The 13812-nt window shown below is 70.8% G+C and carries 17 protein-coding genes; 7 read left to right on the top strand and 10 right to left on the bottom strand.

Translation table 11 applies throughout. The features are described 5' to 3' along the window. Positions 1–36: 36 nt before the first annotated feature. Genes hemB through hemQ form a run of 4 tightly spaced genes read right to left on the bottom strand, consistent with a single transcriptional unit; the run spans position 37 to position 3495 of the window. Positions 37–1020: a porphobilinogen synthase gene (gene hemB, locus ASG45_RS03035; protein ID WP_055832768.1), complete on the bottom strand. Its 984-nt coding sequence runs from the start codon at positions 1018–1020 to the stop codon at positions 37–39. Continuing rightward, positions 1017–1832 (bottom strand): uroporphyrinogen-III synthase, encoded by an 816-nt coding sequence (locus tag ASG45_RS03030; protein ID WP_055832767.1) that lies wholly within the window; start codon positions 1830–1832, stop codon positions 1017–1019. Before ASG45_RS03030 ends, hemB begins: the two co-directional genes overlap by 4 nt. Then, the gene (gene hemC / locus ASG45_RS03025) at positions 1829–2827 is read right to left on the bottom strand and encodes a hydroxymethylbilane synthase (protein ID WP_055832766.1); all 999 of its coding nucleotides are present in this window, start codon (positions 2825–2827) and stop codon (positions 1829–1831) included. The genes ASG45_RS03030 and hemC overlap by 4 nt, the downstream gene beginning before the upstream one ends. Then, positions 2824–3495: a hydrogen peroxide-dependent heme synthase gene (hemQ, locus tag ASG45_RS03020; RefSeq protein WP_055832765.1), complete on the bottom strand. Its 672-nt coding sequence runs from the start codon at positions 3493–3495 to the stop codon at positions 2824–2826. Before hemQ ends, hemC begins: the two co-directional genes overlap by 4 nt. Before the next feature lie 140 nt (positions 3496–3635). On the opposite strand from hemQ, the gene ASG45_RS03015 reads away from it, so the two are divergent. Continuing rightward, positions 3636–4424 carry a bestrophin-like domain gene (locus ASG45_RS03015; protein ID WP_055832764.1) on the top strand — a complete coding sequence of 263 codons (789 nt, stop codon included), beginning with the start codon at positions 3636–3638 and terminating at the stop codon, positions 4422–4424. 85 nt (positions 4425–4509) lie between these two features. On the opposite strand, the gene ASG45_RS03010 is transcribed toward ASG45_RS03015, so the two are convergent. The 5 genes from ASG45_RS03010 to hemE all read right to left on the bottom strand — a co-directional run bounded on the left by ASG45_RS03010 (position 4510) and on the right by hemE (position 8250). Beyond that, positions 4510–4788, bottom strand: a complete 279-nt coding sequence (locus ASG45_RS03010; protein ID WP_055832763.1) for a hypothetical protein — start codon at positions 4786–4788, stop codon at positions 4510–4512. Further along, positions 4778–5188 (bottom strand): phage holin family protein, encoded by a 411-nt coding sequence (locus ASG45_RS03005; protein WP_055832762.1) that lies wholly within the window; start codon positions 5186–5188, stop codon positions 4778–4780. The genes ASG45_RS03010 and ASG45_RS03005 overlap by 11 nt, the downstream gene beginning before the upstream one ends. 3 nt (positions 5189–5191) lie before the next feature. Then, on the bottom strand, positions 5192–5593 hold the full coding sequence (locus tag ASG45_RS03000; RefSeq protein WP_055832761.1) for a hypothetical protein: 402 nt from the start codon (positions 5591–5593) through the stop codon (positions 5192–5194). A 111-nt stretch (positions 5594–5704) separates the two neighbouring features. Then, positions 5705–7216, bottom strand: a complete 1512-nt coding sequence (hemG, locus tag ASG45_RS02995; RefSeq protein WP_055832760.1) for a protoporphyrinogen oxidase — start codon at positions 7214–7216, stop codon at positions 5705–5707. After that, a complete protein-coding gene (hemE, locus tag ASG45_RS02990) occupies positions 7213–8250 on the bottom strand; it encodes a uroporphyrinogen decarboxylase (RefSeq protein WP_082516427.1) in 1038 nt (345 codons plus the stop codon). The genes hemG and hemE overlap by 4 nt, the downstream gene beginning before the upstream one ends. Before the next feature lie 100 nt (positions 8251–8350). Between hemE and ASG45_RS02985 the strand changes: the two genes are divergently transcribed. The 3 genes from ASG45_RS02985 (at position 8351) to ASG45_RS02975 (ending at position 10698) form a co-directional block, all read left to right on the top strand. Next, positions 8351–9694: a glutamyl-tRNA reductase gene (locus tag ASG45_RS02985; protein WP_055833213.1), complete on the top strand. Its 1344-nt coding sequence runs from the start codon at positions 8351–8353 to the stop codon at positions 9692–9694. Between the two features lie 52 nt (positions 9695–9746). Further along, entirely contained in the window at positions 9747–10028 is a 282-nt protein-coding gene (locus tag ASG45_RS02980) for a hypothetical protein (RefSeq protein ID WP_055832758.1), read from the top strand. Positions 10029–10122: 94 nt separating this feature from the next. After that, positions 10123–10698, top strand: coding sequence for an HhH-GPD-type base excision DNA repair protein (locus ASG45_RS02975; protein WP_055832757.1), 576 nt, complete (start codon positions 10123–10125; stop codon positions 10696–10698). 92 nt (positions 10699–10790) lie between these two features. Here ASG45_RS02975 and ASG45_RS02970 read toward each other — a convergent pair whose 3' ends face one another. Beyond that, on the bottom strand, positions 10791–11342 hold the full coding sequence (locus ASG45_RS02970; RefSeq protein WP_055832756.1) for a hypothetical protein: 552 nt from the start codon (positions 11340–11342) through the stop codon (positions 10791–10793). A gap of 164 nt (positions 11343–11506) precedes the next feature. Between ASG45_RS02970 and ASG45_RS02965 the strand changes: the two genes are divergently transcribed. The 3 genes from ASG45_RS02965 to ASG45_RS02955 are packed head-to-tail and all read left to right on the top strand — an operon-like array spanning position 11507 to position 13794. Further along, positions 11507–12799, top strand: coding sequence for a hypothetical protein (locus ASG45_RS02965; protein ID WP_055832755.1), 1293 nt, complete (start codon positions 11507–11509; stop codon positions 12797–12799). Next, complete coding sequence (locus ASG45_RS02960; protein WP_156458908.1) at positions 12799–13317, top strand: hypothetical protein; 519 nt, start codon at positions 12799–12801, stop codon at positions 13315–13317. The genes ASG45_RS02965 and ASG45_RS02960 overlap by 1 nt, the downstream gene beginning before the upstream one ends. A 27-nt stretch (positions 13318–13344) precedes the next feature. Beyond that, a complete protein-coding gene (locus ASG45_RS02955) occupies positions 13345–13794 on the top strand; it encodes a hypothetical protein (protein WP_055832753.1) in 450 nt (149 codons plus the stop codon). Positions 13795–13812: the final 18 nt, after the last annotated feature.

Raw genomic sequence — 13812 nt, 5'->3', positions numbered from 1 at the left:
ACGAATCGTGGCGACTCACGCGAAAAGAAGGGGGGCTCAGAGCTCGGCGCGCAGCCAGCGGGCCGCCTCGACGGCCCAATACGTCAGGATCGCGTCGGCGCCGGCGCGGCGGATGCCGAGCAGGCTCTCGAGGATGGCGCCGCGGCGGTCGATCCAGCCGTGCGCCGCGGCGGCCTCGACCATCGCGTACTCGCCCGACACCTGGTAGGCCCAGACCGGCACGTCGACCGAGGCCTTCACGTCGGCGAGCACGTCGAGGTACGGCAGCGCGGGCTTGACCATGACCACATCGGCGCCCTCTTCGACGTCGAGCAACGCCTCGCGCACGCCCTCGCGCCCGTTGCCGGGGTCGAGCTGGTACGAACGGCGGTCGCCCTTCAGCTGCGAGTCGACCGCCTCGCGGAAGGGTCCGTAGAAGGCTCCGGCGTACTTGGCCGAGTAGGCGAGGATGAGCGTGTCGGTGAAGCCCTCGGCATCCAGCGCCTCGCGCACCGCGCCGACCTGGCCGTCCATCATTCCCGACAGGCCCAGCATCGCCGAGCCCGCCCGCGCCTGCGCGAGACCCATGGCCGTGTACCGCTCGAGGGTCGCGTCGTTGTCGACGGCACCGTCGTCGCGGAGCACACCGCAGTGCCCGTGGTCGGTGAACTCGTCGAGGCACAGGTCGGTCTGCACGACCAGCGCGTCGCCCACCTCGGCCACGACGGCCTCGGTCGCGACGTTCAGGATGCCGCGGGGGTCGTCGGCTCCCGAGCCCACGGCGTCGCGCGTCTCGGGGACGCCGAACAGCATGACGCCGCCGATGCGCTGCTCGGCCGCCTCGGCCGCGGCGCGGCGGAGCGAGTCGAGCGAGTGCTGCACGATGCCGGGCATCGAGCCGATCGGACTCGGCTCGGTGATGCCCTCGCGCACGAACATCGGCAGCACGAGCTGCGACGGCACGAGGTGCGTCTCTCGTGCGAGACGACGGACGGCGGGGGTGCGACGCAGGCGCCGCGGGCGGTGCTCGGGAAAGCTCATGAGGTCGATTCGTCGGGGGCGAGGGTGAAGCGGGCGACGGCCTCGATCAGCGACTCGACCGTCTGCGTGTCGGCCACGACGTCGACGCTGAGACCGGCGCGCTTGGCGTCCTTCGCGGTGCGCGGGCCGATCGCGGCGATGACGGTGGATGCCGGAATCTCGGGGAACTGATCGACCACCTGCTCCGCGACCGAACCACTGGTGACGAGGATGGCGTTGATGCGACCGGAGTGCACGTCGCCGGCGATCTTGTCGGACACCGGCACACCGACGGTGCGATACGCGACCACGCTGCGCACGTCGTGCCCCGCCTCGATCAGCAGGCGCGTGAGCACGGGCTTGGCGATCTCGCTGCGCAGGGTCAGCACCTTGCGCGGCTCGGACTCGAGGTCGATCATCTGCTCGGCCATGCCCTGGGCAGAGTTGTCGCGTTCGGGAACGAGGTCGACGTGGTAGCCCACGGCCTGCATCGCCGCGGCCGTGGTTTCGCCGACGACGGCGACCTTGGTGCCGGCGGGGATGACGGCCTTGTAGGCGTAGAGGACGTCGACGGTGGTGGCGCTGGTGAGCGTCAGCCAGTCGAACACCCCGTCGGCCAGCTCGGCGAGCGCCTGCTCGAGGGTGGCCTGGTCGTTCGTGGGCGCGAAGTTGATCAGCGGTGCGATGACGGGAACGGCCCCGCGCTGACGCAGACTCGCCGCGACGCCATCGCCCCAGGGACCACCGCGCGGCACGAGGACGCGCCGACCCGCGAGGGGCTTGGGCGTGCTGCCCGTCGTGGGGTGCGGCGTGTGCCGGTGGCCTTCATTCATGTGGTCGACTCTCGTGGTACCAGGTCGGCCGCCCCACGTTCGAGCAACCGACGCGCGGCTTCTCGGCCCGCTCGCGTCGCTCGCGCGATCGGACCCCCGTCGTCGGCAGCATCCGCTCCATTGCCGCTGCCCGTTTCCCCACCATACCCCGGTGCGAGACGCACCGTTCGGTCTATGCCGATCCTTCGCGCACCGTCGAGGGCGTAGACCACCGCGCGCAGCCGCAGATCCCCGTCGGCGAGGGCGGCGTGCGTGCCGACGGGAGCACTGCACCCCGCGTCGAGCGCCGAGAGCACGGTGCGCTCCGCGGTGATCGCGACGCGGGTGTCCTCGTCGTCGAGCTGCACGAGCGCGGCCAGGATGTCGGGATCGATGTCGTCGCGCGTCTCGATGGCGAGCGAGCCCTGCCCCGGGGCCGTCGGCCACTCCGCGAGCCCGAGCGCCTCGGCGTGCAGTCCGCCCAGGTCACCCCCGAGGCGCGAGATGCCCGCGGCGGCGAGGATGACGGCATCCAGTTCCCCGTCGCGCACGCGCCCCAGACGCGAGTCGACGTTGCCGCGGATGTCGCGGATGTCGAGACGGGGGTTGTGCCGCTTGGCCTGGGCGATGCGGCGGGGCGAACCGGTGCCCACCCGAGCACCCGCGGCCAGGGAGCCGAGGGGCGCGCCGTCGCGGGTCACGACCACATCGCGCGCGTCTTCGCGCGGGGGTGTGGCGGCGATGACGAGCCCCTCGGGCTGCGCCGTCGGCAGGTCTTTGAGGGAGTGGACGAGGAAGTCGCAGCGGTCGGCGGCGAGAGCCTCGCGCAGACCGTTCGCGAAGACGCCGCGTCCGCCCAACTGAGACAGCGAGGCGCGGTTCACGTCGCCCTCCGACACGATGGGCACGAGTTCGACGGGGCGACCGGATGCCGCGGCCACGGCGTCGGCGACCATCTGCGACTGCGCCATCGCCAGCGTGCTGCGACGAGTCCCCAGCCGCAGGGGCGCGCTCACTGCAGGATCTCGGGGATCTCGTCGAGCGCGACCAGACGGCCGGTGTAGAACGGCACCTCCTCGCGCACGTGGCGACGAGCCTCGGTGTAGCGGAGGTCGCGCATCATGTCGACGAGGTCGGTGAGCACGTCGGCCTCCATCGGCAGGAGCCACTCGTAGTCGCCGAGGGCGAACGAGGCCACCGTGTTGGCGATGACGCCGCGGTACTGCGACCCCTTCTTGCCGTGCTCGATGAGCATCTCGCGGCGCTCCTCCTCGGGGAGGAGGTACCACTCGTAGCTGCGCACGAAGGGGTACAGGCAGAGCCACTGCTGCGCCTCGATGCCGCGGAGGAAGCCGGGCACGTGCGAGCGGTTGAACTCCGCGTCGCGGTGCACGCCCATGGCGTTCCAGGTGGGAAGGAGGTTCTTCAGCAGCTCGGTGCGGCGCAGGCGCCGCAGGTCGCGCTGAAGGGCCTGGGGGTCTTCGCCGTGGAGCCAGACCATGAGGTCGGCGTCGGCGCGGAGGCCGCTGACGTCGTAGAAACCGCGGACGGTGACGCCGTCGGCCTCGACGAGCGAGACGAGGTCGGCGAGCTCGGTCGCCTCGGTGGCGGTGACCGGGTTCTCGGGATCGCGGCGGAAGACCGCCCACAGCGTGTACACGGAGGAGGAGCTGTCGTGGGACATGCCTCCAGTTTCGTCCCGTCGGGGCGGGGGGCCAAACCGGTTGACTCGCCGCCGAAGCACACTCTTGCGTGCACGCGTCGACGCGCATTGATAATGTGCGTCGACGGCGTCGGGGGACGCCGCCCGCGAAAGGGTGCCCGATGTGGCTGTACGACCTCCCCATGGCTGTGGGGTTGCCGATGTTCATCCTGCTCGTGGTGGGAGGCTCGTGCGGAATCCTGCTGGTGCTGCGCAAGTGGGTCTTCAGAGTCGCCCCGCAGGGTGACGAGTGGGACCGCGTGCTCAGCTACGCGGTCGGCGCCTACGGCGTCTTCTACGGCGTGACGCTCGCCCTGATCGCGGCCGCCGCGTACGGCAACTTCACCGAGGTCGACGGCGTCGTGCTCGATGAGTCGTCGTCATTGGCCACGCTGTACCGCAGCGCCACGCTGCTGCCCGAGCCGCAGGCCGACGAGCTGCAGGAGCAGATCGTGCAGTACACGCGCAACGTCATCGACGAGGACTGGCCGATGCAGCGGCACCTGGAGATCCCGATGGAGACGGATGCCAACATCACCGCCATGCAGAGCGCCATCGAGGCCGTGGAGCCGACCTCGGCGGTCGAGGTGGTCTACGTGCAAGAGGCCCTCGAGCAGTTCCAGCAGTTGGTGCACGACCGGCGCGACCGCATCGCGCTGACCCACCTGGCCCTTCCGAGCGTGCTGTGGATCGTGCTCGGGGTGGGCGCGGTGCTCAACGCCATCCTCATCGGGCTGATCGAGGTGCGGAACCTGCGCGTGCACCTGCTGATGTCGGGGATGCTGGCGCTGTTCGTCGCCCTGCTGCTGTACGCCATCGCCGGGTTCGACCACGCGTACGCCGGTCCGATCGCGGTGACGCCGGAGTACTTCCAGGATCTTCTGGACGGATTGTTCGCGAACGAGCCGTAGACGGACTCGGATCGGCGCTCGGGCCGGTCATCCTGCGAACGACGAAGCGGCCCGCCCCGACGGGGACGGGCCGCTTCGATGAGTGTCAGCGCGTGTAGGCGCGGACGATGCTCCAGACGGCCAGGCCGACGAGGCTCGCGACCCCCGCGACGACGGCGGCAGCCGCGGCGGGATTGCGCTGCGCGCTCTCGCGCACCTCACGGACCTTGTCGTCGACGGCCTCGCTCGCGCGGCGCGGGATGTTCGCTTTGTCTTCGAGGGCGGCCAGGGCAGCCTTCAACTCGGCGCGGGCCGACTGGACGGGATCGGTGATCCCCAGTGGCACGGCGGTGCGGGGCACGGGAACGGGACGATCAATACTCATCGCGGGCCTCCTTGACGATGCGGACGTCCTCGGCGATCGCTTCGCCGGGGTTCTCGCGCTTCGACAGCTTCTTGAAGCGCAGGTAACCCAGCAGAGCCAGGATCGCGGTGATGACGATCATCACGCCGAACACGACGATCGCCGAGAGCCAGACCGGCCACCACGACGACAGTCCCGCGATGACGAACGCGAAGAACACCGGCACGGCCCAGAACAGCACGATGAGCGCGCCGACGAACCAGCCGGCGCCGATCCCGGCGTCTTTGGCCGTGCGCTGCGCCCACGCCTTCGCGCCGTTGATCTCGGCGACGACGAGGTTGCGCACGAGCTCGGGGATGTCGCCGACCAGCGTGAACAGGCTGTCGTCGGAACGATCGCGGAATCCGCGAGGAGTCGTCATGCCTCAGCTCCCGGAAGAGGTGGAGCCGCTCTTGGACGCGCGCGCACGTGTGGTCGCGGCCTTCTCGGCTTCTTTGGCGTCGTCGACGGAATCCTCGACGACATCGGCGACCTCGGAGGCCGACTGCTTCGCCGCCCGCGTGGCGCGCTCCGCGCGCTCCTGGGCGGTGCCGGACTGGGTCGCGGCGCCGGTGACCGACTTCGCGCCCTTCCACACCACACCGGGGACGGACTTGAGGGCCGAGACGCCGAACGCCTTGACCTTCTCGACCTGTCCCTGGACGACGGGCTGGTCCCAGACCTTCTCGGCCTGCGTCTTGATCTGCTCGTACCGGTCGCGGCCTGCGCGTGCACCGAGCACGTAGCCCGCCACGAGTCCGACGACGAGTGCTGCTTTGCCCCTCATGGGGTCTCCTCACGCTCGAACGAGTGCTGGTCGACTCTCACATTAGCCATGTATTCCCATTACGGCATCCACCCTTGACACACGGCGGCGGATGACGAAGAACGGCGCCCGTCAGTGTCGCCAGAGCGCGTCGCTGCGCACACGGTCGGCCTCGTCGCGCGCATCGGGGATCACCTGCGCCAGCCCGGTGCCCGAGATCCACGCGCCCGTGGCCCCGAGCCCCGCGACGGAGCGGATCGCCCCGCGCGCGGCGGCCGTCTCGGCGGCCCGTCCGATGGTCGCCGCCGGCTGCGACTGCACGTAGCGCACCCGGTGCGCGGCACGCAGGGTCGAGCTCGGCAGCTCGACGCCGAGCAGGGCGGCGGCCTCCGAGAGGGCGAGGGCGGCGGCGGCATCGTCGTCGAGGGCGGAGGTCGCGGGCTCTTCACCCTGGGCTCCGAACGAGACCCGCACGACGTGGACGCCGGGCTCGGTGGCATCCCGTACCCAGTCCCACTTCGCACTCGAGTGGGTGAGCGCTTTGGCGATGTGGCTGCCGGGCACGGTCAGCACGCCGGTGCCGCGCGGCGCGCGATCGAGTTCGGGCGCGTGCACGACGAGGGTGACGACCTCGACCACCGGCGCCACGGGGTCGCCCAGGTCGAGGCCCGGGACGACCGGGGCGAGCAGGGCGCGGGCGGCGCCCTCGGGGAGCGCCACGATCACGGCGTGCGCGTGGAGGGCCTCATCGTCGGCCGAGGTCGCCACGGTCCATTCGCCGCCGTCGCGCGGGTCGAGACGCTCGGCGGCGACGCCGGTGCGCAGCTCGACCCCGCGCTCGACGAGCTGATCGACGAGCGCGTCGACGAGGCGCGACATGCCGCCCGCGATCCCCTCGACCGCCCCGCCGGCCGCCGCGGTCTTCGAGGCGGGACCGCCGGCGACGGGGACATCCGATGCCGGAGCATCGGCGGGCCGCGGAGCCGAACGACGCGCCCGCAGGTCGGCGACGGCGCCGGTGAGCGAACCGACGCGGGTGAGGGCGGCGTTCAGGCCCGGGGCGGCCAGGTCGACGTCGATGTCGTCGGGACGGGCGGAATACACCCCGCTCGTGACGGGGGCGACGAGGCGGTCGAGCACGCGTGCGCCGAGACGCGAGCGCACGAGCTTGCCGAGGCTGTGCTGGTGCCCGATGGTGAGCGGGGGCCGCAAGCGGTCGACGTAGGCACGCCACGCCCCCGACCATCCGATGACACGGCGCACGTCGGGCGCCCAGGGATTGTCGGGGATGCCGAGCACCCCGCCCTTCGGCAGCGGGGCCGCCCCGACGCCCGGCACGCCGACCACCCACGCACCGGCCGGATTCGGCGACACGACGTCGTCGGCGAGGCCGAGGTCGTCGAGGAGCTCGCGCACGATGCCGCCGCGTGTCGCGAAGCTCTCGGCCCCCACGTCGAGGGTGATGCCGCCGACCTCGGCGGAACGCACGACGCCGCCCACCGCGTCGGACGCCTCGAGCACCGTGACCCGCAGGCCGACCTTGGCGCACTCCCGCGCGGCGACGAGACCCGACACTCCCCCGCCCACGACGACCACGTGCGTCTCGTGCGCGTGACGCGCCAGCCGCTCGAGGGGCTCGCTCACGCGTCTGCGCCGTGCGCGCGGGCGACGATGCGCGTCAGCACCTCGGGATCGGTGTCGGGGGGCACACCGTGGCCGAGGTTGAGTACGTGCGCGCGGGCCGCGCGGCCGCGGGCCAGCACGTCGTCGACGTGCGCGGCCAGCACCGGCCAGGGCGCGCCGAGCAGTGCCGGGTCGATGTTGCCCTGCAGGGTCACGTCGGGACCGACCAGGGCCGCCGCCTCGTCGAGCGGCATGCGCCAGTCGACGCCGACCGCGTCGGCGAGCCCGCCGAGGCGCATGTCGTCGAGGAAGGCTCCGGTGCCCACGCCGAAGTGGATTCGCGGCACGTCGATGCCCTCGAGCGCCGCGTGCGAGTGCGGGGCGATGAACTCGCGGAACGTGGCCGGCGAGAGCGACCCGGCCCAGGAGTCGAACAGCTGCACGGCCTGCGCTCCCCCGTCGATCTGCGCGTCGAGGAAGGCGCGCGAGACTTTCGAGAGCCAGCCGGCCAGGCGGTGCCACGACGCCGGGTCGGCGTGCATCATCCCGCGGGCCCGCAGGTGCTCCTTCGACGGACCGCCCTCGACCAGATAGGCGGCGAGGGTGAAGGGAGCCCCCGCGAAACCGATCAGGGGCACCGCGTCGTCGAGCTCGGCGGTGACCAGGCGCACGGCCTCGCGCACGGGCTCCGCCGCGGAGGCCACCTCGGCCGGGTCGATCGCCGTGATGCGCGCCACATCGTCGGCCGTGCGCACCGGATCGGCGAAGACCGGCCCGCGGCCCGGCTCGATGACGACGTCGACACCCGCGAGCCGCAGGGGCACGACGATGTCGCTGAAGAAGATGGCGGCGTCCACGTCGTGGCGGCGGATGGGCTGCAGCGTGATCTCGGCCGCGAGGTGCGGGGTGAGGCACGCGTCGAGCATGCGGGTGCCCACGCGCAGCTCGCGGTACTCGGGCAGGGAGCGCCCCGCCTGTCGCATGAACCACACCGGCTGCCGCTCGGGGCGGTCGCCGCGGAGGGCACGGAGCAGGGGCGCGTCGAGGGAGGCCATGGCATCCATCCTCCCACTGGGCGACGGCCGACCAGGGGGATGCCTCGACGTCGAGCGGCCCACCGGAATACCCCACGGGGCGCGGGCGTAGAATATGAACGTGCTGCTGTGCGTCAGCGCGAGTCATAAGACCGCGTCCTTCGAGCTCCTCGAGCGGCTCAGCGTACCCGCGACCCCGGTCGCGCCTCTGATCGCCGAGCACGACGAGTGCGTTCAGGGCGCCGTCGTGGTGGCGACCTGCAACCGCTTCGAGGCGTACGTCGACATGGACGAGCCCGTCACCGCGGGCGTCGCCCTGGGCATCGAGGCCACCCTCGCCGCCATCGAGACCGCCACCGGCGTTCCGGTCAGCGAACTCGAGGGCTCGTACACCGTGCTGGGCGGAAGCGACGTGGCCGAGCACCTGTTCTCGGTGGCATCCGGCCTCGAATCCGTCGTCGTCGGCGAGGGCGAGATCGCCGGCCAGGTGCGCCGCGCGCTCACCGAGTCCCGCGCCCTCGGCACCACCTCCGCCGAACTCGAGCGTCTGTTCCAGCGGGCCTCCGAAGCGCAGCGCGGCGTGAAGAACTCCACCGCCATCGGCCGCGCCGGCCGCTCGCTCGTGCGCCTGGGCCTCGAGCTCGCCGACAGCCGCATCGCCGACTGGTCGACGCAGCGAGTGCTGCTCGTCGGGACCGGTGCGTACGCCGCGGCCACGGTCGCCGCCCTCCGCGATCAGGGCGCCGCCGACATCTCGGTGCACTCCCCCTCGGGTCGGGCGACCAAGTTCGCGACGAAGCACGGCCTGCGCGCCGTCTCGGCCGAGACGTTCCCGATGGCGGTCGCCCACGCCGACCTCGTCATCACCTGCACCACCAGCGAGCACCACGTCGTCAGCGCCGCGACCTTCGCCGCGGGCCGCACCCGCGCCGAAGCCGCCGTCGAGGCGACCGCCGGCGGATGCCCCGTCGACCACACCGCGCGGCGCCTGGTGATCGACCTGGGCCTGCCCCGCAACGTCGACCCCGACGTCGCTACCGTGCCGGGCGTCGACCTGCTCGACCTCGAGACCATCCGCCTGCACGCCCCACTCGAAGAACTGCAGGCCACCGACGCCGCGCGCGACCTCGTGCGCGACGCCGCCCGCCGCTTCGTCTCGGTCGGCGAACGCAAGAACATCACGCCCGCCGTCGTCGCCCTGCGCGCCCACGTCTTCGGCGTCCTCGACGCCGAGGTGGCGCGCGTGCGTGCCCGCGGCGACGAGGGCGGACAGACCGAGCAGGCGCTCCGCCACCTCGTCGGCGTGCTGCTGCACACCCCCACGACCCGCGCGCACCAGCTGGCCGAGACCGGCCGCGCCGACGAGTACGTCGACGCCCTGTCGGCGCTGTTCGGCATCGAGGTCACCGAGCCCCTCGTCGAGCGCGGCACCGCCCGCCCCGACGGCATCGCCGACGCGGGCTGAGGCACGCCGGCTCGCGCTGAGGCGCGGGCGCCCGTCGGGCAGGATGGATGCCGTGAGCACACCGGCATCCGAGGTCTACGTCGTCGCGGGAGAGGATCGCGCCCGCAACGGGCTACGGTGGGCGAGCACCGTGGTGCTCGGCCTGTTCGACGCGGGCAGCGTCGCGCCATCGGTGAGCGAGGTCGTGATCCGGCGCGTCGACGGGTCGATCGTGAAACGCCTGCCTCCCGGTGACGTCGACGACTTCACCGCGCAGCTGAACGAGATCACGGCCGACCTCGCGACGATGTCCGCCGTGCCCTTCGCCGAGAAGTGGATCGCCGAGCCGGCGTGAGCGGAGACCGACCGCGAGACCGCCCCCGCTGATACCTCGGGGGCACGATTCCCGCGCCGCACCCCTCGCGCGGGGAACGCGCGAGAATGAACGCATGAGCCTGCGCATCACCGACGACCCGGCCGCCGACGAACTGCTGTCGAGCAACCCGCTCGCGCTGCTGATCGGCATGCTCCTCGACCAGCAGGTCGCGATGGAGACCGCGTTCGCCGGTCCGCTGAAGATCCAGGAGCGCGTCGGATCGATGGATGCCGCGACCCTCGCCCACGAAGACCCCGACGACTTCGCGGCCACCTTCTCGCAGTCGCCCGCCGTGCACCGCTATCCGGGTTCGATGGCGGGGCGCGTGCAAGCGCTGTGCGCGGCCCTCGAGGAGGACTGGGGCGGCGACGCCGAGAACCTCTGGACGCGCGACGACCCCGACGGCGCCACGGTGCTGAAGCGCCTGAAGGCGCTTCCCGGCTTCGGCGAGCAGAAGGCGAAGATCTTCCTCGCCCTGCTCGGCAAGCAATGCGGCTTCGACGGCGCCGGGTGGCGCGAGGCCTCAGCGCCCTATGGGGAGGACGGATCGTTCCGCTCGGTTGCCGACATCACGAGCCCGGAATCGCTCACCCGGGTGCGCGAGCACAAGCGCGCGGCGAAGGCCGCAGTCAAGGAAGCGAAGGCCTGAGGCTCGCCCGCGGGCACCGAGGGGCAGTCTGCTGTTCCTCGCGTTCACCGCGTTCACGCGAACGAGCGCCTTTCGGGCACGGGCCTTTTGCGCTACTCGTCGCGCCCCGTGAAACTGCAGTCGACGGATCCGGCGCGTTCGTCGGAGACCAGGATGTTGCCGTCGCGGCGGATCTCGCACGAGATCACCGTGGTGGGGGTCGACGCCTGTGCTCCGATGCCGATGACCGTCGCGCTGGAGTCGAGAGTGATGGTCTCGCCCGAGTCCCACTTCTCGTTCGTGCGATCGGCGCCTTCCCTTATGACCACGTTCACGGGTTCCGGCGAGTCGACCGTGAGCGTGTACGTCGCGGACGGGGCCAAGGCTCCCCCGAGGAGTACTGCGCCGATGGTGACGGCGGGAGCGACGATCGCCAACGCGGACAGCACGATGGCGATGATCCGGCCGAAGCGAGGGGCGGCGACTCCGCGCGCCCGGACCGCGAGAACGAGCGCGACCGCACCGATGACCACGGGCACGGTCAGCACGGCCACGCGCGACCAGGACAGGAGCATGCCGACCGCGAAGAAGGCGAGAGCGGCGACCGAGAGAGCCATACTCGCCACACGCATCCGCGACACCGCGAGCGTTCGACCTTCGGTCATTTGTTTCCCCCATTCACGACACGACGATCTTAGGTGGGGTCAGGCACTTTCACCCGCTGGGGTTCTCTTTCGCGACGCGATATGCAGAATAGGGGGAGGGGCGGCTTCGGTGGTGGAGATGATCAGCGGTCGCCCGTTCGCAAGCGACGGATGAGGAAATTTCTGTGAGCTACGACGACTTGGACAGTTCAATCGGCGCGTTGAAGAAGGCGGCGATCGACGCCTTCATGGCTGACGACGGCTTCTACGAAGACAAGTTCGGCACCAACTACTACTACAAGTGGGGCTGGGCGCCGAACGGCTACGAGATGCCGAACGCCTCCGGCGAGGGCGGCGGCAAGGTCGACGGCATGCCCTGGAACGACGACATCTCTTACGACGGCGTCCGCTCGCGTGTCGACGACGTCGTCGACAAGTGGCGCGCCCTGCCGACCGGCGCCGACGCCGGGGTGTACAAGACGTCCACGTCGAGTGCGGCCGCCAGTCTCGGGGCGTCCGGGAGCGGTGCGTCCGTCGCAGACGACGGAGCGATCCTCACCTCGACGAACACCATGGGCGATCTGCTCACGCAGGAGCTGGTCGCGTCCTTCATCGGGCCGATGCTCGACAAGTACTACACCCAGTTCAAGGGTGTCTCGCAGAGTCTCGGAGCCGCTGCGGCGATCCTGCAGATGAATTACACGATGCAGTCGACCATGTGGGAGGGCGTGCGCGACGACGTGGCCACCATCGTGGAGAACGCCAAATCCGCGTGTGCCGAGTACGCCGAGAGCAAGGGTTCGGCCGACTTCCAGATCACGCTGGGAGTGGTGGCCACGGTCGCCGCAGCGGTGGCGACCGTGGCGACGGCCGGCGCCGCAGCACCCCTTGTCGGCGCGATGGTCACCCTTTCGTCTGCCGCCTCGACCGCGGTCGCCGCCATCAGTGCGGATGCCTCGATCACCGGCGGAAGCTACGACGAGATCATGTCGTCTTTCGAGGAAGCCCTCGAGACACTCCGCACGGCGGTCTCCGATCAGGAGTCCGAGGTTCGCACCATGCTCTCCGGCGCCGTCAATGCGATCATCGCGGACCCGGGCGGCTTCGATCTGAACCGCTACCGGATCGAGCCGCAGGATCAGAACTTCTCCGACGAGATCGTGATGGTACGCCAGCACACGAATACCGTGTCGAGCAATATGCAGCGTGTGATCGAGGGCCTCGATGCCGCGAAGACCGCGCTCGGATCTCCGCCCTATTCGGACCCGACGCCGCACGCCGCGATCTCGAGCGGAACGCACTCGAATGCGCTGAATCTGTTCGACTACACGGCCGATGCGATCAATTCGACCCTGCAGGAGTACTCGCGCGGCAAAGATCTCTTCGACGCCGAGGTGGAGAACTACTTCAACGCCGACGAAGAGAACCAGCGACTCGTCGAGCAGCTCGCTGCGTCGGAAGCCCTCACGCCCAACTGATGAGCCTCATCCGGCACCCGGACCACAGCAGAACGGATCACATCGCAATGGAAAGCCGTGTCTTCGGACCCGTGGAGCTCGTCGGCGGCGTCGGCGGCGCCGTGTTCGAAACGACGACCGAGCTCAGCGGCGCCACCGTGCCGTTCCGCCTCGAAGTGGACTACCCGTCTCGATTCGATGAGCGGCAGGTCGAGCAACTCGACGCCATCCTCCTGGGCTGGGAGCGGATCGACATGATGGCCCGTGACGCGCTGACCGCGGCTCTGGACGATCCCGATTCCGCTCCATCGGCACTCTTCCGGGAATGGGAAGAGGAGTTCGCGTCGGGGAACGGCGACACCCGCGATTTCCTCGCCGAGCTCAAGCCGGAGAGCGTCACGATGCTGTGGGACGCTCCGGGCTCCCATCAGGATCGCATCGTGATGCCCTGGGGCTATTCGCTGGCGGCCGGCTCGGTCGTTCTGCGCTTTCGCGAGCGCGTGGGTGTCGAGATCGATCCGGCCCGCAGCGCCGTCTAGGGCGTCGTGCTCTCCCTTCGCGAGTCAATGAGCGATCCGGTGCAGCGGGCGATCACGCGCTCCGCCCTCCGGCGTGGCGTGATCGCCGCGGTTCTCGTTCCGGTCACGCTCGTCACCCTGCTCGTGGCGTTCGACGTGTGGCGCGCCTCGGTCGGTGCGGCCTTCCTCGCCCTCCCCGGCAACCTGCTTCTCGCCGCGCTTTTCGCCGTGGTGGCGATTCGGGCGTTCCTCCTGGCCCGTCGAGGTGCGCAGACCGAGCGGGGGGCGTCCACCGATCGCGCGCTCGTGCTCGTCTGCCTGGTCGTCGGCGGCTTCATGCTGGTGCTTCCCGCCCTCACGGCGCTCGGTGCCCCCGGCGGTATCGCCGTGGCGATCTACGCCGTGGCGATCACCGCGGTCCTGGTCGTCCTCTGCCGCTCGAACTGGAGGACCCCCTCTTCCGGGGCTCCGCTCGCCGCTCACGGCCCCGTGATCTGAACCCTCCGGGCGACTCGG

Origin of the sequence: Microbacterium sp. Leaf436 (assembly GCF_001424715.1) — a bacterium.
Taxonomy (GTDB): Bacteria; Actinomycetota; Actinomycetes; order Actinomycetales; family Microbacteriaceae; genus Microbacterium.
Note: the sequence above shows the minus strand (reverse complement) of the source record. Positions and strands in the feature narration are given on the sequence as shown.